15 protein-coding genes and 1 riboswitch are annotated in these 20,439 nt (G+C 53.2%); all 15 genes read right to left on the bottom strand.

From position 1 onward, the window contains the following. Positions 1-258: 258 nt before the first annotated feature. Positions 259-3,867 (bottom strand): collagen binding domain-containing protein, encoded by a 3,609-nt coding sequence (locus tag MYS68_RS02525; RefSeq protein WP_275983416.1) that lies wholly within the window; start codon positions 3,865-3,867, stop codon positions 259-261. Between the two features lie 249 nt (positions 3,868-4,116). Next, a complete protein-coding gene (locus tag MYS68_RS02520; protein ID WP_248924315.1) occupies positions 4,117-4,917 on the bottom strand; it encodes a transglutaminase-like domain-containing protein in 801 nt (266 codons plus the stop codon). 14 nt (positions 4,918-4,931) lie between these two features. After that, a riboswitch (cyclic di-GMP riboswitch) is annotated at positions 4,932-5,022 on the bottom strand. A gap of 87 nt (positions 5,023-5,109) precedes the next feature. After that, positions 5,110-5,808, bottom strand: a complete 699-nt coding sequence (locus tag MYS68_RS02515; RefSeq protein ID WP_248924314.1) for a class D sortase — start codon at positions 5,806-5,808, stop codon at positions 5,110-5,112. 175 nt (positions 5,809-5,983) lie between these two features. Next, positions 5,984-7,162 carry an NAD(P)/FAD-dependent oxidoreductase gene (locus tag MYS68_RS02510; RefSeq protein ID WP_248924313.1) on the bottom strand — a complete coding sequence of 393 codons (1,179 nt, stop codon included), beginning with the start codon at positions 7,160-7,162 and terminating at the stop codon, positions 5,984-5,986. Positions 7,163-7,176: 14 nt separating this feature from the next. Next, positions 7,177-7,629, bottom strand: coding sequence for a helical membrane plugin domain-containing protein (locus tag MYS68_RS02505; RefSeq protein ID WP_420852085.1), 453 nt, complete (start codon positions 7,627-7,629; stop codon positions 7,177-7,179). Between the two features lie 214 nt (positions 7,630-7,843). After that, positions 7,844-9,346, bottom strand: coding sequence for a sulfatase (locus MYS68_RS02500; RefSeq protein WP_248924312.1), 1,503 nt, complete (start codon positions 9,344-9,346; stop codon positions 7,844-7,846). Continuing rightward, on the bottom strand, positions 9,343-10,623 hold the full coding sequence (locus MYS68_RS02495; protein WP_248924311.1) for a sulfatase family protein: 1,281 nt from the start codon (positions 10,621-10,623) through the stop codon (positions 9,343-9,345). The genes MYS68_RS02500 and MYS68_RS02495 overlap by 4 nt, the downstream gene beginning before the upstream one ends. 30 nt (positions 10,624-10,653) lie before the next feature. Further along, the gene (locus MYS68_RS02490; protein ID WP_248924310.1) at positions 10,654-11,517 is read right to left on the bottom strand and encodes a carbohydrate ABC transporter permease; all 864 of its coding nucleotides are present in this window, start codon (positions 11,515-11,517) and stop codon (positions 10,654-10,656) included. 24 nt (positions 11,518-11,541) lie between these two features. Further along, complete coding sequence (locus MYS68_RS02485) at positions 11,542-12,456, bottom strand: carbohydrate ABC transporter permease (RefSeq protein ID WP_248924309.1); 915 nt, start codon at positions 12,454-12,456, stop codon at positions 11,542-11,544. Positions 12,457-12,478: 22 nt separating this feature from the next. Then, complete coding sequence (locus MYS68_RS02480) at positions 12,479-13,795, bottom strand: ABC transporter substrate-binding protein (RefSeq protein ID WP_248924308.1); 1,317 nt, start codon at positions 13,793-13,795, stop codon at positions 12,479-12,481. A gap of 200 nt (positions 13,796-13,995) precedes the next feature. Then, on the bottom strand, positions 13,996-15,189 hold the full coding sequence (locus MYS68_RS02475; RefSeq protein ID WP_248924307.1) for a response regulator transcription factor: 1,194 nt from the start codon (positions 15,187-15,189) through the stop codon (positions 13,996-13,998). Next, entirely contained in the window at positions 15,167-17,092 is a 1,926-nt protein-coding gene (locus MYS68_RS02470; protein WP_248924306.1) for a cache domain-containing sensor histidine kinase, read from the bottom strand. Before MYS68_RS02470 ends, MYS68_RS02475 begins: the two co-directional genes overlap by 23 nt. A gap of 82 nt (positions 17,093-17,174) precedes the next feature. Continuing rightward, positions 17,175-18,233: a tartrate dehydrogenase gene (locus MYS68_RS02465; protein ID WP_248924305.1), complete on the bottom strand. Its 1,059-nt coding sequence runs from the start codon at positions 18,231-18,233 to the stop codon at positions 17,175-17,177. 130 nt (positions 18,234-18,363) lie between these two features. Next, complete coding sequence (locus MYS68_RS02460; protein ID WP_248924304.1) at positions 18,364-19,284, bottom strand: MBL fold metallo-hydrolase; 921 nt, start codon at positions 19,282-19,284, stop codon at positions 18,364-18,366. Positions 19,285-19,348: 64 nt separating this feature from the next. Beyond that, the gene (locus MYS68_RS02455) at positions 19,349-20,413 is read right to left on the bottom strand and encodes an ABC transporter substrate-binding protein (protein ID WP_248924303.1); all 1,065 of its coding nucleotides are present in this window, start codon (positions 20,411-20,413) and stop codon (positions 19,349-19,351) included. Between the last annotated feature and the right edge of the window lie 26 nt (positions 20,414-20,439).

The raw sequence follows: 20,439 nt of genomic DNA, 5'->3' as shown, positions 1-20,439 counted from the left end.
CAACATCCCACGTAAGAAATTTTCCGCTACTCGCATAATTTAACCTAACAACATCACCATCACCTTTGCATGTTGTATTAATATGAATTTCACCAGTATCGGTGCATTGGCTAGTCTCTGACAGGACTGCCCCAGAAGCTTATACTTGGTAATAGTCAAACAAAAATAGTAGAAACTGTAGATAATCTTAATGGGCACAACAACGAAACGATTAAAAATGCCAGCCCGCCGGTAAACTTCGGCGAACTGGCATTGGATTTACTCGCTTCTCAGCAATCTTCTTCTCAGAACGACTCCCAGTAAAATCAAGACACAGCCGATAATTTCAACATACAAGCTGCTGGCTTCCCCTGTCTGAGGAAGAGTCTCTTGTTGTTCTATCTCTTCGACAGGTACAGTTCCAAGCGGAACTTCCGGCACATCGACGTCAATAAGGGTTTCCGTTTCGCTGCCCGGTTGTGTGCCGGCGGGTGGAGCGCCTTCCGGCGGCAATTCCGTGTCGACTTCAATAAAAGTATCCTGTCCCGGTTCCGGGGCCGGCGACGGCTTCGGTGCTTCACCCGCTGCCGGTGCGGCCGGCGGAATCGGTGTCCCCCCGCCCCCCGTCGGCGTTGTGCCGGACGGCGATGTCGATGGCGTCGACGTGTCGCCGCCATCCGACGACGAGTCCGGCGCCGTTGACGGCGGCGTCACCGGCGGCGTCACTGGCGGCGTTACCGGCGGCGTCACCGGCGGCGTTACCGGCGGTGTCACCGGCGGTGTCACTGGCGGCGTCACCGGCGGTGTCACTGGCGGTGTTACCGGCGGCGTTACCGGCGGTGTCACCGGCGGTGTTACCGGCGGCGTTACCGGCGGCGTTACCGGCGGTGTCACTGGCGGCGTTACCGGCGGCGTTACCGGCGGTGTCACCGGCGGCGTTGCTATCCTGGTGTTCGGTACGGACAAAGTAAATCCGGCTGTAGAATCGATCTTGACCGAATGCTCGGTTGGGTCAGGCAAATAACCGTCCGGAGCTGCCGTTTCTTTTATGACGTAATCTCCAAGAGGCAGTTGTTTAAATACCGCGATTCCGGTTGAATCAGTTGTAAGGGTGCTTATCAACAAATCCGACGAACCGGACTTTCGGTACAACTCGAAGGTCGCCCCGCTTAGCAGAAGGCTGCTGTCGGCCGAGTCCACTTTTTTCACCGTGAGCGAGCCTCTTATGCCGCTGCCCGTGCCGGAACCGCTTGATACGCCGACCACGATGTTTTTCGTCGTTTCCTTGGTCACCGCGATAACATTGTTACCGCTAAAGCCGACTTTATTCGAGACGGATTCTTTGTCGTTCGCAACAATCAGAGACTGGTACTGCAAAATATAAGCGGACCTGATCTCGCTTGCAAAACGCAACTCGAAGCTCGTCTTCCCATCATCGTCCGTCTTGAACTCGACCGTATAGTCCGTCCCTTTAACCAGTTCCGTTCCCCGGGTCACATTTCCGTTCGCGGCCACCGCCGCGGCAAACAAATGAAAGGAATCCGGCAGCAAAAGCTGGTTTTGAGAAGGCGTGTCGATGAGTTTGGCATCGGCTACCGTGGATTGTCCGCGGTTGATATAGACGGTCCAATCGATTTTGTCGCCGTTTTGCGCACCGTTTTTGTTAACATACTCTCCCCCGTTGGGGATGTTAACCGAACCTGTCAGGTTCTTGGAAACGGGTCGCGTTCCGTCAAACAGCTTGGCCGTATTGCTGATCTTGCTGTCAATCAACCGCCCGTCCAGGCTCGCTTTAAATTCGATTAAATACGGGTCGGAAATTGGCTTCAGGAACGTCACGACCAGCTTGTTGTCGCCGTTCACCGTGTAGCTGTAGTAAGTGCTGTCCACGACCGTACCTTGGGACGGATTTCCGTTCGCCGGGATAATCATGTTGTACAGTACGAGGGAGCCGCCGACAAACGTTTGCCCCGCTTCCAGCGAATCCTCCACAACGGCGTTATCCAGAGATTTGCCGTTGTAGTTCACTCCGATCGTCCAAGTCAGCTGCTTCGCAGCGGCATTGTAGGTGCCGTGTTTGAACCCGTTATTTTTCTCTTCATCCCTAGGGATAAACTTGGACGTTACCGTTTTGGTGCGTTTTACAGATGAACTGTCGGTCCAATCGACAACGGCTTCGTTGACGAAATCCGTCGTGCTGCCCTCCGGTCTGATCCAATCCTGGTTAAATTCCGTTTTGTAGCTGATCGACACCGGTCCGGAAAGATCATTGTTAAATGCAATCGTAAAACCTTCCTCCACCGGAACGCTGCTATCCGGAATGTAATCTGCCGGACTGCTCAATTTCCCCGTCCCATCCGTAATCACCAAAGTGTCGGGAAGCCATTTCATCCCTCCGTTAGGGAACCTGTCCGTAAGCGTAACGCCGCTCATCGGCTGGCTGTCGCCGTTTAACACAATGTTCCAGGTTACCGTTTTGGCTTTGTAATCAACTCCGTAGACGCTTTTGACGACAACCGCCTGAGTGATATCACGGGTGGCGGTACCGCTTCCTCCACTTGCGGAGGTAACCTTGTTCGTAATTTTTGCGTCATCGATGACCCGGCCGACCGCGCGGGTTTGGTAAATGATTTCGTACGCAGAGGTTACGGCATGGTTGAATTGCAGCTTGAAGCCGTCCTTGCCCGCAGCGTTTTCCGGAGTCACCGTGTATTGGCCGGCGGGACCCTCGGTCAGCTCGCCGCCCCGCGTCTCTTTGCCGGACGCGTCCAGCGTAATCGGATAAACATGAAGCGAACCCGCAACCAATTGCTGCGTATCGTTGAACAAATCGGTTAAGACCGCATCCGTTTGCGCTATCGTCTTTTCGTTGTAATTGTATTTGACGGACCAACCGACGGTTTGCGTCTTCGAATCATAATCGGTTGTTGACTTGGCCAACGCGCTTCCGTACTGAACGTTAACGGTAGCCGTTGCACTCGCCGGCGTTTTGTTACTGCCTGCGAATGTTGCCGTATTGATAAACGAGACTTTATCCATATCGTTGATCGGCGTCGTAAACCGGATGCGGTATGCATTCTGCATAGGGTCGTCCTTAAAGCTGACTTTCAGCAAATTTCCGGTCGTATCCACCGTATAACGATCGGGTGTCACAGGCGCGCCTTGGCTTACCGTTCCGTCCAGATTCACATTCAATTGATAAACGGCCACTGTGACCGGCGCCGAAAGCCCGGCCGGAATCGGATCCGTTACCACCGCGTTTTGCACGGAATCCAGCATCTTGTTCACGTCGACGGACCAATTGATATTTTTGGCATTAAAGCCATCGGGTGCGCCGCTTTTATCTATCGTCGATACCGCGTTTGGCTTGAATCGAAGCGTAAACACCTGATCGCCGCCGTGGACCGGAATGACGATTGTCTGGGTGGTGCTTCCCGTTATTTGCTTAACGTCGAATTGCGTGTTGAAAGTGAGAATGCCATGAACGTAGGAATGCGATTCGATGTAGTCGTTAAAAGTCATCGCGACCCGATGATCGGCTGCAGTTACCTGAAACGTTCCGACATCGTCGTCATCGATTTTCAACAGACCTCCAAAATCGTTAAACAATAAAAATTGCTGCGGCAGCGAAAACGTAAATGTATCCCCCGCACGGTAGCCATGACCGTTTGGCAGCGACCACGCGTAGTCGAGCCGTACCTTGGAGCCCTGCTCGTAAACGTTGTCCGTTACTACCTGACCTTGGCTGTCGTAGACCGCCATCGTCACGCTGGTCAAAATGTTTTCCGGAATAGCCGAAGCTCGGGCCACAGCCAAGCCGAATCCGTTCAAAACTTGCATTAAAATCATAAGTGCGACCAGCATTGTGCTGATCTTTCTCTTTAGCATTTGCTTCTCAACGCCTCTCCTTCTCCTCTTCGTCCCATTTTTTTCTCGGTCTAGTTGCCTTATTTAAGATACCGATTGTTCCGGTCATGTCCGTTTTTCCATCCGTCCCCCTCCTTCTGCATAAAATTGGATTTTTAAGGCCCCTGTAGCATTCTAAAATATGGATCTGAACTTTTTCTAAACAACGCAAAAAAACCGCCTCGAAACAAAGGCGGGTATCGGTATTCGGGATGTTTGACAAGCGGCGTATCAATATATTTTGCTGACGGTATAATCCTTCGCATCTTTTACCAACGGAGTCTCTTGTCCGTTTTGCAGTCGGACGGCGTCATATGTAGTATCGATGGTGATCCACTCGCCGCTCTCTTTCAAAAAAACTTGATTCCAAGCGTGGTATGTATCGGGCGCTTCGTTGGCATACCCCATAACGAGACGGGTCGGAATGTCGACACTTCTCGCCATTGCGGCAAAAGTTGCCGCAAAATCGTAACAAATACCTTTCGAAGCATCGTAAATTTCGTCGAGCTGAGGGAGATAACCGGCATCCACGCCGCTCGCTTTCTCGTAATCATATGTAAAATGCTTGGTAATATAAGCATAGATTGCGGCAACTTTGTCTTTGTCCGACCCGCCGCCGGCAGTTAATGCCTTGGCTTCGACGACCGGTTTCGATTCCGGCTTCCAATCGATCATCGGGATAGATTGTAAAAATACGGCATTTTCGTTATCCAGCTTTAAATCCAAGCTTTCCTGCGCGATGACTTTATATTTGCTGCCTTCCGCCGCCTCCGCAATCAGAACGCTGTAGCTGCCGTTTCCAAGCTGCAGCGGATAACGTCCGCCTTTGACCAGCGCATAATCATATTTAACGCTCCCTTTGGCAATGCGGACTATCGCTTTCGCGTCTTTATTGTCGGGATAGTTCACCGTAATGATTCCTTGACCCAGAGAGCTTTTGTCGATGACCGCCGAAGCGGCTTCTATGCCTTGCGGCGCAGCGATCAGTAAGAACAACGCCGACAACACGGTTACGAGAGCCCTGGAAAGCATAAAAAAACTCTCCTTTCGGTAACTGGCTGCCATCACAGCACGAATGCTGCGGAAGGCCCTGTAGCTTTGCGTCTTTGGCTTTCGCCAAATTTGCCTTTATCGGTGGAAAGAACCGAAATCATATATGAATGATGAAGAAACTTGTCTTATTTTGTAATGTACCACATATTCAAAGCTTTGACCAGAAAAAAATTATTTCCCGTCTTCAATCAATTTTCCTTTGACCGCAATTCGGTGGGTCGGGTTTTCCATAGGGTGGCAGGTGATCAAGGTAATCTCCCGGTCTTTGCCGTTTCCTTTCAACACCCAAACCTCCTTCGGCAAAACGTACAGTTTTTCTTCAACTTTGTAACGGTAATTGCGGCCGCCTGCGTCCACCTCGACGATATCTCCCGCCTCGACCTCGTCCAATCTGTTGAAGTTTTTTCCGTAGGTCAGATTCCTGTGCCCGGCGATCGCATAGTTGCCGACAGCTCCCGGTCTTCCGGTATTCTCGATGCTGGCAACGGAGATTTTCATATTTTTTGCCGTCGCCCCTTTGAGGATCGGCAGCTTCAAATTAATCTTGTCTATGACCAGAACGCCCTCCACGTTTTCGTCCGCAACCGGGGTTTGAACCGGAATCGGAGCTGCAGGTTGTTCCGCGCGCAAAGGCATAAGCGGAGCGCCGGAGAGCAAGCGTTCTTCGGGCACGGGCGCAGCGGAGACATCGGGCGCCGGCCCCGTCTCCGGCTCCGTTCGATCGAGAAGCAGCAGGTTACTTTCCCACTGCGCCAAAATTTTTTGCTGCAGGTAGCTCTCATAGCGGTCGTTCACCGTAGGATAAGCGAGCAGACCGATGCCAAGGATCATGCATGCGGCCGGAATCATTTTCTTTATCGTTGCACGCAACCTGCCTCTACCTCTCATGCTCTAATTTGTTTCGGTATTATTCGTTCCATTCCCTTTTGCGGGCCGGACCTCCGTTTTCTACCGGAAGCGAAAAACCCGGGATCTTCACTTTTTTCATAGTGTCGTCTCCCGGGTCCAAAAATAAGCATTCAATTCCGTCTTGTTGCGAACAGGTTTAATAAGCGAGCGAGAACAGCCCGTTGATGTGCGACAAATACCGCACGTTGCTCGCTTCCTTCATCAGCGATGCCGGCGTGCCTTTCAGGCGCAGCTGGCTCCCGCCGATCGTGCCGATCGCGTCCTTGCGTCCAAGGCTGGCGAGCGTTCCCGAGAATACCGGCTTAAACTCCTTCAAAGGCAGCCCTTTGAATTCGGCGTACAGGTTGTAGCCGACGGTTTCGCCCATCTGCCATGCGATCTGCGCGCTTGGCGGATACGGGCGGCCTTCCGGACTCATCACGACGGCGCTGTCGCCGGCCAGGAAAACATCCGGATGCGAGGTCGACTTCAGGCCTGCCGTCACGGTGGCGCGGCCGCGGTTGTTCTCGATGCCGGAAGCGGCTACCACGCTGTTGCCCGTGACGCCGCCGGTCCATACGAGCGTGTTCGTCTCGATCGACGTGCCGTCCTTCAAAATGACATTGCGGCCCTGCACTTCCGTTACGGCCACGCCGGTCAAAATTTTGACGCCGCGTTTTGTAAGCGATGCATGTGCGCGCTCCACAAGCTCCGGCGCAAAACCCGGAAGAATGGCAGGGCCCGCTTCCACGCAGTAAAGCGAAATGTCATCAAAGTTAACACCTTTTTGAATGCACAGCTCCGGAAGCGTATCGACCATTTCCCCGATCAGCTCGATGCCGGTCAAACCGCCTCCGCCGATCACGAAGGTTGCATCCGCTTTGTTGCCGGATTCGCGGTACGCGTCGAGACGTGCGGCCACATGGGCGCGCACGCGGTTTGCTTCCTCCACCGACTTCAGCGTCATGCTGCTTTCCTGAAGACCGGGAATGCCGAAAAACGCCGTTTCGCTGCCGAGCGCGATGACGAGCTTGTCATACGCCGTAGTCAAACCGCTGGCAAGACGCACCTGCTTGCCGTTCAGATCGATGCTCTCTACAGAATCCACCATCAGCTCAACCTGCTTGCCCTTGAGCAGCTTGCCGAGCGGCAGCGCGACATTGCCTTCGCTCACGCCGCCGACCGCGAGCCGGTGCAGCTCGGTAACAATTTGGTGGGAAGGCGTCTTATTGATCAAGGTGATCGCCGCATCCTCGGATTTGATGTATTTCCGTGCCGTCAGGGCGGTAAGCAATCCGCCGTAGCCGCCTCCCAAAATGACAATGTGCTTCGCCATGAGTAATGTCCCCCTTATCTCTTTTTCTCCGCCAAAACATCAAGGAATGCCTGGGTGAAACGCAGCGTCTTCTGCATCTGCGGATCCTTCAGCATTTTAAGCAATCCGAAAACGCCGATCGTCGGCGCGTTTTCCGCCTCGGCGCGGTCGTTCGCTTCGATTGCGGCGACGGCAATGCCCTTCGCCTTGTCCTGTATCGGCTTAACGAACTCTTCGAAGCCGTGCTTCAAATCGTCGATGAAGACGCGGTCGTTTGCCACCGTTTTAACCAGATCGTACGCCTGCGTCAGCGTATTCACCATCTCCGTGATTTTGGGTAAATTGTTGACAAGCTCGGTCAGCGATTGCTGAACCTCGGGCTTCAGCAATTGGTCCATAATGGCCATATCAAGCTTCTGGGTCGTGGTTGCCGCCGTCTCTGCGACCGCAGTCTGTACTTCTTGCACTTGTCCTTCAGTTGGGGACATGACTTGACTCCTCCTTTTTCCTGTGAGCATTCCTGACTCTGGTTGTGATTTATTTCACATATCAAACCTTAACTTAGCTAGTTTATACCGATTTTCTCCATCTTGCAAGTAACTTTTTTGTGAAAATTGCAACCGCAGAATAGGGAAATTATGGTAATGAGGAAAGTGAAAAAAACAATGCAACACGAAGTCGCATTGTTAAAAAGCACTCCCTTTACGAAAGTCCCAGCCGCTCGTACTGCTCCTTTGGCGCGTCGTGCTCCATAAGCGCCTCACGCAGCAGCGCCGTCATTCGGCGTTCGGCTTCTTCATCCCGAAGGGGACGGCTCTGCCCGGCATCCTCGCGAATGTCGAAGAGCAGATGCTGCCGGATATATTCGCCGTTCACATGAAAGGATTGCGTCCGATCCTTCATCTTCACGTTATCTCCGGGTATTTTATATACGGGGAAACCGGTCCACGAAAGGAACGGGCCCATCTCGATCCGTCCCGGGTCCGCAATATGGTCGGTCCCGTAATAATGACCGATCGTTGTCGGCATCGCGGTGTACAAATAGATCGGCGAATTGTCTTCGTGAACCGAAGCGCGGAAGTATGTATACTCCCCATCCGTCACGTTGACGTTTTTGCCGAAGTATCCGTATAGGGCGCATTCCCGGATGGAGAATACCTCCTCGCGGATGAGCGGCAGCCACGACTTGCCGTGCAGCTTGTTTCGGCAGCGGCTTACGTCCACCCCGTAATGGTCAAGCAAGGTCGGGAACAGGTCGACGTTTTGCGTCAATGCGTCCAGCCGCTTGCCGGCATGCAGATCTCCCGGCATGTGAACCATTAGCGGAATGCGAACGATCTCGTTGTAAGCGGGCATCACATTTTTCGCCATAAAGCGGTGTTCGCCCAGCATATATCCGTGGTCGGAGGTGAACACGATCATCGTATCTTCCCACAGCCCGTACCGGTCCAACGCATCGAGCAGCCTGCCCACCCAGCGGTCGGTCATGGTCAGAAGCGCCGCATACCGCTTGCGGATATGCTTCAAGGCGCCGTCCGGCACATTGACCCGCCCGTATTCAGGCCAGTAGTAGGAAGGGCCGTCGTAGTCGTCCCCATACTCCTGCAAATAACTGTCCGGCAGATCGAACGGCTCATGCGGATCGAAAGCTTCCACCCACAGAAGAAAGTCGTCCGCGTCGCGGTTGTTGTCCAGCCAGCGGATCGCCGATTGGATCGTCAAAGGCGAGGAGTAGTCCTCTTCCGACCGAAACTGCGTCCTGTTCAGCTCATATTGCGGAACGAATTTGCCGAGATGATGCTCGGGACGTTCCCCCTGCTTCACCCGCGACACCCAGGGATCGCTTTCCTGCCCGCGGATAAAGTCCCACGTGTCAAATTGCTGGCAATAGTTTTCTCCACCGACCCGAAAATAATGATAATGATCCGTTGAAATATGGGAGTAAATCCCATGGTTTCTTAACACCTCGGGCAGCGTCTGGTCAAACGGTTCGATTGGTCCCCAGTTTCGCTCCAAAAATCCCAAGCGGCCCGTAAGCATATCCCGGCGGGCGGGCATGCAGGGGAGCGAGCCTGCCCAATGGTTTGTGAAGACGACCGAACGGGCCGCGAGCCGGTCTATATTCGGGGTTGATATGCCGGACGCTCCATAAGCGCTTAAATAATGGCGGTTCACCGAGTCGAGCAGAAGCACGATCGCTTTCATGCCGTTCCTCCTCTCCGCAGCGGCACGGCCCCGTTCAGCAAAGGATCTTCCGTGTCGCGCATCCACTTCTCCAACACGTCGGCTAGCTCCCTCATCGTTTCCCGATAGGCCTCATTGTGAGCCAGATTCACCCGCTCGGCCGGATCCAGATACAGATCGAACAGCATCTCCTGCGGTTTTTCCGTACGAAGAAACCCGTTGTCCAGCAAAAAAGAACGATAGCCGCTCGTATCGAGATTCGGCGTCAAATACGCCGTTTCTCCGTAATTGCGGATATATTTATATCTGTCGCTGCGAACGCAGCGCATCGGCTCGTACTCCACATGGTGGTTGATTTCCGCAAACGCGTACGGGCGGACGGATTCCGCCCTCCCCTCCAGCAGCGGCAGCAAGGAGCAGCCCTGCAGCCACTGCGGCGCCGCCAATCCGGTCATCTCGCAGATCGTCGGGAACAGGTCCAGATGCGATACCATCGCATCGACCGCCTCGCCTTTCCGGTGCCGCTGCGGGGTTCTCATGATCAACGATACACCGATGCCGGCATCAAACAGACTGCATTTCATCTGCGGGAACGGCAACCCGTGGTCGGTTGTAAAAATAACGAGCGTCTCATCGGCAATCCCCGCATCTTCGATCGCCTGCAAAACGATGCCCGCGCACCGGTCGGCCGCTTCCGCGGAGGTCAAATATTCGGCCCACAGCCGGCGGTTGGCCTCATTGTCGTGCATCAAGGACGGCGGCATCAAATAAGCCGTCTCCAACGAAGGCGCAGCCTTCGGAAAGTTCAAATGCGTATTAAACATGCCGAACGATAAAAAGAAAGGATTGCCGCGGCCCCCTCTCCCCCGGATATACTCCGCCGCCGCTTCCGCGTTGTAAACATCCCAGCTTACGGAGTCGAAATCGAACACGCTCATATCGAAATCCGGGTTGCCGAGAATGCGGTCATATCCGATCATTTCCGCCTCTGGCGCCTCATGCTGAATGCCGCACAAAGCTGTTTCGTACCCGTTTCCGCCTAAAAACGGAACCAGATGCTTGCTGTAATCGTCGAGCTGCGCCCCCAGATGGGCAAGGCCGAACATCCCCGCGGAGTGGGCCGCCATTCCCGTGAGCAGCGCCGCTCTGCTCGGGGAGCAGGTCGGACCCGCGCAATACGCATGGCGAAACACTACTCCTTCCCTGGCCAGCCGCATCAGATTCGGCGTCGGCACGGCATAGCCGTAGGGCTGGATATACCGGCCCGTATCGTGCGTGTGCATGTATACTATGTTCATACGTGAGTCCCCTTTCGCCTGCAAACTCCGTTATCCTTTGATCCCGGTTGTGACGATGCCTTCAATGAAATACTTTTGGGCGAGCAGGAAAATAATCGTCAGCGGCAGTACGATCAGCGTGGTAGCCGACATCAGCAGGTTCCACTGCACCTGGGTCTCGTCCCGGAACAATGTCAATGCCAGTTGAACCGTCTTCATGGCGTCGCTGTTTGTTACAATAAGCGGCCAGGTGTATTCGTTCCACGATTGTGTCGCCTTCAGCGCGACAAGCGTGGCAAAGATCGGTTTGCTCAAGGGCACATAAATCTGCCAATATGTCTTCACCGTGCTGAGTCCGTCCATCTTCGCAGCATCGTCCAGATCCTTCGGAAAATTGAGATAAAACTGGCGGAACAGAAAGACACCGAACGACCCCGCCACGTAAGGAGCGATCAGCCCCATGTACGAATTGATCCAGCCGAGCCCGCCCTGGCCGGTCCAATCGTTGCCCCCGGCAAAAGGAATATGCTTCAGGATGAGAAAAACCGGAATCATCGTAACTTGAGGCGGAATCATAAGTCCGATCAGGGAGATGAGAAACAACAGGTCCCTGCCCTTAAACCGGAGCCGGGCAAAGCTGTAACCGGCAACCGAGTTGATCAGCAGGCTGACAACGACCGTCACCGCGGTTATGAAAAGCGAATTGCCGAAATATTGCGCCCAGTTGCCCCTCTGCATGGCTTGAAAATAGTTGTCCAGCGACAGATGCTGCGGAATGAACACAAACTGCGGAGCTTGAATTTCGCCCATCGTCTTAAGGGACGTCAGCACCATGAGTCCGAACGGAATCAGCATAACCAGCGATAAAATGAGCATCACGGCCGATACAGCGCTGCGGTATTTCGTAGTTTCCATGATGGCTCCTTTCCGGCCGCCAAATTATTCATGGCTTTGGCTGCCATATTTGAAATTGACGATGGTGATAAACGCGATGATCGCCAGCAAAACCATGGACAGCGCAGCCGCATAGCCCATTTGAAAATCGTTGAACGCCCGGTTGTATATTTGATGCACAAGCGTCGTCGTCGAGTTCATCGGGCCGCCGCCCGTAAGAATTTGAATTTGCTCAAATACGTTGAAATTGTTGATCAGCCCGGTAATGAACAGAAAAAATGTGACCGGCGTCAGCAGCGGAAGCGTGACGTTGAAAAACTGTCTTCCCGCACCCGCTCCGTCCACGGATGCCGCTTCGTACAAATGCCTCGGGATGCTCTGCAGCCCGGCCAAATAAATGACCATGTTATATCCGACGAATTTCCATACGCTCATCAAGATAACCGCCGGCATAGCCCATGTTTCGTCGAAAAGCCACTGAATTTTTCGGATGCCGAGCAGATCCAGAAACGAATTGGCAAGCCCGTGGGAAGGCTCGTAAATCCACAGCCAGATCATCGACACCGCGACCATCGACGTGATGTGCGGCATAAAAAATGCGGTCCGCAGAAACGGCAGCCCCGCCAGCTTCCGATTCAGCACAAGCGCCAGCATGAGCCCCAGGCCTAAGGTGAACAGCAGCGTGAAGAAGGTATAGACGAACGTGTTTTTTAGCGCGACGTGAAAGAACGAGTCCGAGAACAAAATCCGGTAATTTTTCAAGCCGACCCAATCGGCATTCGTTAAATCGTAATTCGTAAAGCTGAGGTACAAATTGACCGCAATCGGGATCAACACAAATACGAGCAAGAAAATGTAAAAGGGGGCGATCAGCATATAGCCGATTCTGTCCTCGTCCAGCCTGACCGCCTTTTTTCTCCGGCCCGCCGCCATTTTTGCCACTGCCAACGATTCAGACATGGGCCTTGGAACCTCCCTGTAATTATTTCGTTAACGTTTTGATTTCTTTCTCGAGACCATCCTGCGCGTCCTTCAATGCCTGGGCCGACGGTTTTTTCCCGCTGATCGCTTCCTCGTAAGCCAATTGAATGTACTTGTCGTACAGGGAAGCCCAGGAAATGATCGGTTTGCCTTTGCCGTTCTTGACATAATCAAGCAGGACGCCGTTAAATTTCGGATCTTCGCCCATAAACTGCTGCTCGAGCGATTTTCGGACAACCGGTATTTTCATATCCTTGTAACGCTTCCACATCTGGTCTTTGGACATCATGAACTTGATGAATTCCCAAGCTTCGTTTTTATGCTTGCTGCCGGCTCCGATCGTAAACAAGCGGTATCCGTTGAAAGCCACCTTGTTTTCGCGTTTCAAGACCGGCACGAACCCCAGCTTGTCTTTCAGATCCGGATTGTTCGCAATCATGTTGCTGATCATCGTCGTCTGCAGGAAGGACATCGCGGATTTTCCGTTGATGAAAGGAAACTCATCTTTTTTCTGATAGTTGAAAGGAATGTTTATTTTCTTGTTCGCCAGCCCTACCAAATAATCGAAAGCCTCCACAGACTTCGCATCGCTGAATGCCGGCGCCTCCTTATCCTCGTCGATAATCTTCGATCCGTTCTGGCGCATGAAGGGCTCGAAGAATACGCTTGCATTCGTTCCCGGGATGTCAAGTCCCGCGCGGGTCACATTGCCGCTTCCATCGCGTTTGGTCAGCTTTTCGGCGTACTGCGCGAGCTCCTCCCAGGTCGCCGGCGGCTTCTCCGGATCAAGCCCCGCTTCGGCGAAGAAGTCTTTCCGGTAAGTTAAAATTTCCGGAGCCGGGTAAAAGCCGAGCCCGTACGTTTTGTTTTTCACTTTGCCGATGTTTAAGGCGCTTTCAAACAAGTCGTCCTTTTCGTTCCAATTGCCGATGTAATCGTCCAGCGGGGCGAATTCCCCTTTGGTAGCCCGGGTTCCCATAAAGATGAGATAGGCGGAGAATACGTCGGGGAACGTCCCGCTCAGCTTCGCCGCATTCAGCTTCGTGTCCACATCCGCCGAGTTTGCCGGGAGCACCGTCGTTTCGATTTTGACATTCGGATTCAGCTTCTCGAATTCCTTCGCTACGTTGGTGAAATATTCGTCGTTGACTTTGTCCGCACCGGGAAACCAGAAGGTGAGCGTAACCGGCTCCTTTTGCGAAGAAGCTTTGTCGCCGGACTGCGTATTGGCCGGAGAAGCGGACTGGGAGCAGCCGGCAACCACCCCCGCCAACATCGATGCCGCGAGGAACGTTGACACCGTTTTTAATTTGCGCATTGAATGACCCCCTTGTTTGTGGATGTAATATGTGCCCGCGCTGCTTATCGCAATCGCTTTCATTAACAATTATATAGAGCGCATGGCGGTGAGTGCATTCAATCCATTTGGCAATATTGTTCATTCATTTAGGAAATGCAGCCGCATTTTCCGCAGCCGTCTTTATATTTTTTTAGGTTTTATTAAAATATTCAGGTTGTTCAGTCCGTTCCGCGCTCCCTCGCATAATCGCTCGGTGAAACGCCGGCCCACCGTTTGAACAGCTGGCTGAAATAGCTGATATTATCGATACCTACGGCCGCGCACACCTCGCTGACCGGTTCGTTTTGTTTCAGAAGCTCCTTCGCTTTGTCGATGCGGATCCGCGTTACATAATTTTGAAAATTGACTCCCGTCTGCTGTTTGAATAACTGGCTCAAATAGCTTTTGTTGAGATGGAACTTCTTCGCGGTCTCGCCGAGGGACAACTCCGGATCGGCATAGTTTTGGTGCAGATGGCTCACGACCGCCTTGACCGTCGGACTGTATGCGCTTGCCAGGTAGCCGCTGGCCGTAAGAAATTCGGCGATCTCGTTCAGAGCTTTCCGGAACGCCTCCATACACTCGTCGAAATGCCCCGCCGTCTCCATTTTCCGAAAATGCGCAAGCTTGCTTCTCTGCAATTCGTCCGGATTCCAGCCGGCCTCGTCCAGCTTGTGAATGATCATGTAGACCAGTTCCACCAAATTTTTTTGCAAATGATAAGGCTCGGGAGCGTTTCCCTGGCTGATTTGCCGAACGGCCGCTCCATAAACCGATTCGTACAAAGCGTCCAAATCGCCGATGTCGACGTAGGGCCGAATGTCTTTCCAGTTCCAAGAGGCGCTCGGCAAGGGCGGTCGGGCCTGAACGGACGATGCGCGGTTTAAGCGATCCGCACCGGGCACTTTTTCGTAAAAGGCAGCGGACGAATCGGCGGCGGTGCCGCTTGCTTCCGCTCCTTTATTATGCAGCTGCGGGGCATGGCCCGAATCCGGGGCATTCCGTTTGCCCGTCGCTTTGTCCAGCGCCTGCAGCACCTCATCAAAGCTCATGCTCGCTTTCAAAATATAATCCGCCGCCCCTAATTGCAGCGACTCTTTCACATAAGGAAAATCGCTGTAGCTGCTCAAAACGATCACTTCGATCTGCGGATAAGCCGACTTGATTTCCCGGATCAGCTGCACGCCGTCCATTCCGGGCATCCTGATGTCGGTAACGACAACATCCGGTCCAAGCGCCTTCACCAGCTGCAGAGCTTCCTCTCCGTTGCCCGCCTCACCCACGATCTTATACCCGTGACTCAGCCAATCGGTCATATGGATAAATCCTTTTCGCAGCAGCTTTTCGTCGTCAACGATAATAATGCTGGTCATCCGTGTTTCCCTCCCGCTCCTGCCCGGCGAATCGCGCCGGCAGCATTAAGATTACGGTCGTACCCTGCCCCGGAGTCGATTGAACCGACAGCCCGTAATGGTCCCCGTAGTTCATTTGCAGCCGTTCATGCACATTCATCATGCCGATTCCGCTAAAACGATGCTTCGTCCTCTCTGCATCCTCCGTGTCCTTCTTATCCGGCTGATTTACATCCATGCCTACCCCGTTGTCCGAAATTTCGATCCGGACATCGCTCAGATAAGGGGCCGCATACAGCGTAATCATCGCTTCCCCCTCCTCCTCCGGCTTCCTTTCGATACCGTGAAAGATCGCGTTTTCCACGATCGGCTGCAGCAGCAGCTTGGGAAGACGGCACGACCACAACCCCTCGTCCACGTAAACTCGGAAAATAATTTTTCTTGACAAGCGGATCTCCTGAATATACACGTAATATTCCAGACAGGCCAATTCTTCGCGCAAGGTGATTTCATTCTCGCTGCGCTGCACCGTCATCTGCAGCAGTTTCACCAGCGCGTTGATCGTCGGTTCGATCAGCTCCGTTTTGTCGATCCAAACGAGGCATTTGATCGAATTTAACGTATTGTACAAAAAATGCGGATTAATCTGCGCCTGCAGCGCATTCCATTCCGCCGCCTGCTTGGCCTCCTGATTGCGGACAAGCTCATGGATCGTATGCTCCAGCTTCATGATCATTTGTTCGTATTCCGTCGTCAGCAAAGCGAGCTCGTTGACATCGGGCTGCTCCCGTCTTGCTTGTACCAGCCCCCCGTTCAGCTTGTAGGACTGGATTCTTTGGTTCAGCCGGATGAGCGGCATCGCAATTCTGCGCGATATCCATACTGCGGCAAGTATGGATACGGCCGCCAAAATCAGCGTCATCAGCAATATACTGCGGGAAAGTCCCCTCACGTCTTTAAACAACGACTGCACCGAAACGTTCATCACCAGCGTCCAGCCGGGCACTTCCAAATATTTGACGGAAGTTAACGTATTTTTTCCATAGATCGTCGAAATGCCCTGCGTTTCTTTGCTTGAAGCCAGCTCGTGGACAAGTTCCGGATCCGCCTGCATTCCGACCGTTTCCCTCCGGCTGCTCGTCACGTAACGACCATCTTTGTCCAAAATGAAAAACGTCGCATCCGCCCCGATGCTGTCCCGGTAGATGCGGTATAAACTGTCCTCCTTCACGCTCAGGATGAACAGCCCGTATTCCAGATGAGTATACGGATTGTACAGCAGCTTAACGGCGTTAAACACCTTCTGGTGCTCCTGGTTTTTCAAAAAGCTATCCTGCGCTCCGCTCCATACGATCTGATCGGGAGAAGCTTCGACCGCGGTTTGCTGCCTAACCTGCAAAAGCCTCGCCGCGTCGATTCCGCCGCTTGAGTCGTTCTGGGAATAAATCTGGCCGTTTTTGCCGATCATATAAGATTCAAACTGCATCCAGTCGAAGGCCAGCGAAGCCTGAAGCATGTTTTTTTCCACAACCGCCTTGTCGATGAGCTCGTCATACGGATTGGCGTACCCTTTCGACAAATAAGTCTCCAGACTTTGATTCAGATTGTTCATATTGACCACCGCAGTGACCTGATCCAGAAGCGTCCGGATATTCCGGTCGATCTGATTCATCGTTTTTCCGTTCGATTCGCTGATCTTGGTCATCAATATATTCTCGGAAGCTTTGAAGGACATCCAGCCGATCAAAGCGACCGGAACGATAATGAGCCATAAATAGGAGGCGACCAGCCTGCCGAAAAGACTGCCGATTCTTAGCGCTTTTAACCTATTTTTCAGATTGGATTCCCCCGTCTTCGAGCGAATGATAAAACCGCTTTCCATTTCCGCATGTAAATCATACGGGATCAAAGCGGAAGTGTACAAGCTGTTTTTTATCCCATAGAAATCGTTAAAAAGCGGCAGCCCGCCGGCTGCCGCTTCGCAAAGATCGATTTTCGGTTATCGCTTAAAGACTCTTCAGCCGGCTGCAAATTTCCGCCGTCACTTGAGCCGTCTTCGAGCTTCCGCCGATGTCCGGCGTTTTGATGCCCCGCGCCGTGACATCTTGGGTCGCCTCGAGCAGCTTGGCGGCCAGCTCCGATTCGCCCAAATGATCGAGCATCATTTTCGCTGTCCATATTTGTCCGATCGGGTTGGCAATCCCTTTGCCGTAAATATCGGGAGCGGAGCCGTGAACGGGCTCGAACATCGAAGGATATTTTCCGCTCGGGTTAATGTTGGCCGCCGGCGCTATTCCGATGCTGCCCATAATCGCCCCGCCGAGATCGGTTAAAATATCGCCGAACAGATTGCTGGCGACAATCACATCGAAAATATGCGGTTTCGTCACAAAGAAAGCGGACAAAGCATCGATATGGTAAGCGGACGTCGCCACTTCCGGGTAATCTTGGCTAACATCCCTGAACACCTCGTCCCAAAAAGGCATCGTATGGACGATGCCGTTGGACTTCGTCGCGCTGGTCACATGGCCTCTGCGCTTGCGGGCCAGCTCGAAAGCGTAACGCATCGCTCTTTCCGTAGCTTTTCGCGAAAATACCGCGTTTTGCACGGCGATTTGATCTTCCCCTTTATGGATGCGCCCGCCGATTTCGCTGTATTCGCCTTCGCTGTTCTCCCTGACGACGATGAGATCGAAATCCTTCGGATTTTTCAACGGGGATTCCATGCCTTCGAATAACATCGCCGGACGAACGTTGATCGACTGCTCGAATTCCCGGCGAATTTTGATCAAGAGGCCCCAGAGCGAAATATGATCCGGAACCCGCGCCGGGTCCCCGACAGCCCCAAGAAAAATCGCTTCATAATTGCGCAAAATATCCATTCCGTCGTCAGGCATCATTTTACCGTGCTCCATAAAATAATCGCAGCTCCATGGAAACTCGGTAAAGGCAAAGCGTATCCCGCCATGCGCTTCCGCGGCCGTTCTCAAAACGTCCAGCGAAGCCGGAACGACCTCTTTGCCGATGCCGTCTCCCGGAATTACGGCGATCTCATACGTCTTCATCTCTTGCATCCTCCTCACAAACTATATACTGTCGACAGTATAATCATATCATGGGCGGACGATTAAAATATATAGCGTTTTCACAAATATTCCGCGACGTTTTTTGAGCCGAATAAGCTCAGCGGCAACCTTACTCTAATTCAAAAGACATCAGATCGCGCCCGACGGTGATCGGTCCCTTATATATGGCTTCCATCCCCCGGATGTACTCCCGCTCCGCCGTCTCATTCGCCTCCGGTGCGGGGATGTGATGGGTGAGAACGAGATGCTTCACGCCGGCCTGCCTCGCGATTTCGGCCGCCTCCAGCGTCGTCGTGTGATATTTGGCCGGGTTGGAAAGCGCTTTTTCGTGGTTCGGATATTTGCGGATCAACGCGTCCAGCCAGTCTTTGTTATAAGCTTCGTGCACGAGCAGATCGGCGCCCTGACTGTACTTCATCATATTCGGAACGGGAATGGTATCGCCGGAAATGACGACCGATTTGCCGTTGTATTCGAACTTATACGCAATGGCTGGATAAACGGGGCGGTGGTCCACCTCGAATGCCGTAATTCGGATGCCGTCCCGATCATACACGACGCCTTCGTTTTGCTCCGTGTATTCGATAAGAGCCCCGGCTTCATCGGAAAGATTATAGCTTACGCGAAGTTTGACGTCGAACTCGAACGACTCCCGCATTTTGCCGATAATGTCCCGGGTCGTTTCCGGGCCGTACACATGCATGGGCACCGAACGTCCTTCGAATACCCGTTCCGCGGTAATATGCGTTCTCCAGCTGGTGATAAAAAGGTCGAAGAAACCGCCGTTGTGATCGTAATGATGGTGGGTCAACAGCACGTCGGACACCCGCTGCGGCATGACGCCGGCCTTGATCAATTGATCCACCACGCCTCCGCCGCAGTCGACCACAAACGTCTTATGTCCGGCTAGCACGGCTACTCCTGACTTGGCCCTTCCGTAAAAAGCCCGCGGCGAGCCGGTGCCGAGCAAAATCACCTTGAGGTGCTCATGAAACGCGGGCTGCAGATGAAGCTGCGGTTGAATATACATCGAAGTCCCTCCCGGATTGGGCGACGGTTCCTTGAACCCAAGGCACCGTCACCGATTGTGTTGTTTACTTGCCGCTCTTCACTTCCTGCAGCAAGGACAGATCGAGCATGCCGCTCAAATCGAGGCTGTTTTTCTCCAAACCTTTGATATATCCGGCATCGATTGCGACTTTGGCCATCGACTCCAAAGCCCCCTTATCCACGTCGGTGGTCAAGCTGAGATGGTTCAGGGCCGCTTTGATCAAATCCGGTGCCAAGCCTTTTCCCGTAAGTTCCTTTAATTCGTCGCCGACCAGCTTATACGTGTCCTCCGGCTTTTTCTGAATAAAATCGATCGCCTGGATATTCGCCCGAATCGCCGCTTTCGCCAAATCGCGGTGCTCCTTCAAAAACTTGTCGCTCGCCACGAGGATCGTCAGCGGATAATTTCCGTTGTTCGGCGGCACCTGATTCCAATCAACGAGGATATCGCCGATGCCTTCGCCGGCAATTTGCGTGCCCCACGGCTCAGGCAGGAGCGACACGTCGACCTGCTTTTGCCTCATCGCGACCAGCGTATCCGCCGGCGCCATCGTAACGAGCTGCACTCCCGAATTGTCCGTCGTCACTTGAAGCCCGTTCTGCTGCAGCAGCAGGCGAAGCGAAATTTCATTCGTGCTGCCTTTGGTCGGAACCGCCGCCACTTTGCCCGCCAAGTCTTTGACGCTGGAGATGCCGGCATTTTTCCGTGCGACCAGAACGGCTCCCCCGTTGTTCGAACCGGAGATGATCTTGATGTTTTTGCTGCGGACATACTGGTTGGTCACCGGGCTCGGACCGACGAAGCCGAGATCGATTTGTCCGGTAGCAAGCGCCGTGGAAAAGTCCGAACCGTTGTCGAATCCGATGACCTCATATTTGACGTTGGCGCCGAATTCCTTCTGGAAATAACCCTCTTTGATGGCGACAAATGCCGGTGCGTGGGTGACGTTTTTCAGCAAGCCGAGCTTTAGAGTCACCGGCGCCGCCGGGGCGGATGCGGATGTAGAAGCTGCGGGCGTTTTGTCCGAGCTTGGCGAGGCTTGGCCGCAGGCCGCTATCAGGGCGGCAACAAAAACGATCAAGGTTAATGCGAACGATGTTTTTTTCATACAAACCAATCTCCTTTGCTTCTAAC

Origin of the sequence: Paenibacillus hamazuiensis, assembly GCF_023276405.1 — a bacterium.
GTDB classification, from domain to species: Bacteria; Bacillota; Bacilli; order Paenibacillales; family NBRC-103111; genus Paenibacillus_AF; species Paenibacillus_AF hamazuiensis.
This window is presented reverse-complemented; position numbering and strand designations above follow the sequence as displayed.

Bases quoted from the DNA above. Each gene is read 5' to 3' on its own strand.
- MYS68_RS02510 (WP_248924313.1), bottom strand. From the start codon at position 7,162: ATGGCGAAGCACATTGTCATTTTGGGAGGCGGCTACGGCGGATTGCTT.
- MYS68_RS02495 (WP_248924311.1), bottom strand. From the start codon at position 10,623: ATGAACATAGTATACATGCACACGCACGATACGGGCCGGTATATCCAG.
- MYS68_RS02455 (WP_248924303.1), bottom strand. From the start codon at position 20,413: ATGAAAAAAACATCGTTCGCATTAACCTTGATCGTTTTTGTTGCCGCC.
- MYS68_RS02460 (WP_248924304.1), bottom strand. From the start codon at position 19,284: ATGTATATTCAACCGCAGCTTCATCTGCAGCCCGCGTTTCATGAGCAC.
- MYS68_RS02520 (WP_248924315.1), bottom strand. From the start codon at position 4,917: ATGCTTTCCAGGGCTCTCGTAACCGTGTTGTCGGCGTTGTTCTTACTG.
- MYS68_RS02465 (WP_248924305.1), bottom strand. From the start codon at position 18,233: ATGAAGACGTATGAGATCGCCGTAATTCCGGGAGACGGCATCGGCAAA.
- MYS68_RS02500 (WP_248924312.1), bottom strand. From the start codon at position 9,346: ATGAAAGCGATCGTGCTTCTGCTCGACTCGGTGAACCGCCATTATTTA.
- MYS68_RS02490 (WP_248924310.1), bottom strand. From the start codon at position 11,517: ATGGAAACTACGAAATACCGCAGCGCTGTATCGGCCGTGATGCTCATT.
- MYS68_RS02505 (WP_420852085.1), bottom strand. From the start codon at position 7,629: ATGTCCCCAACTGAAGGACAAGTGCAAGAAGTACAGACTGCGGTCGCA.
- MYS68_RS02475 (WP_248924307.1), bottom strand. From the start codon at position 15,189: ATGACCAGCATTATTATCGTTGACGACGAAAAGCTGCTGCGAAAAGGA.
- MYS68_RS02480 (WP_248924308.1), bottom strand. From the start codon at position 13,795: ATGCGCAAATTAAAAACGGTGTCAACGTTCCTCGCGGCATCGATGTTG.
- MYS68_RS02485 (WP_248924309.1), bottom strand. From the start codon at position 12,456: ATGTCTGAATCGTTGGCAGTGGCAAAAATGGCGGCGGGCCGGAGAAAA.
- MYS68_RS02525 (WP_275983416.1), bottom strand. From the start codon at position 3,867: ATGCTAAAGAGAAAGATCAGCACAATGCTGGTCGCACTTATGATTTTA.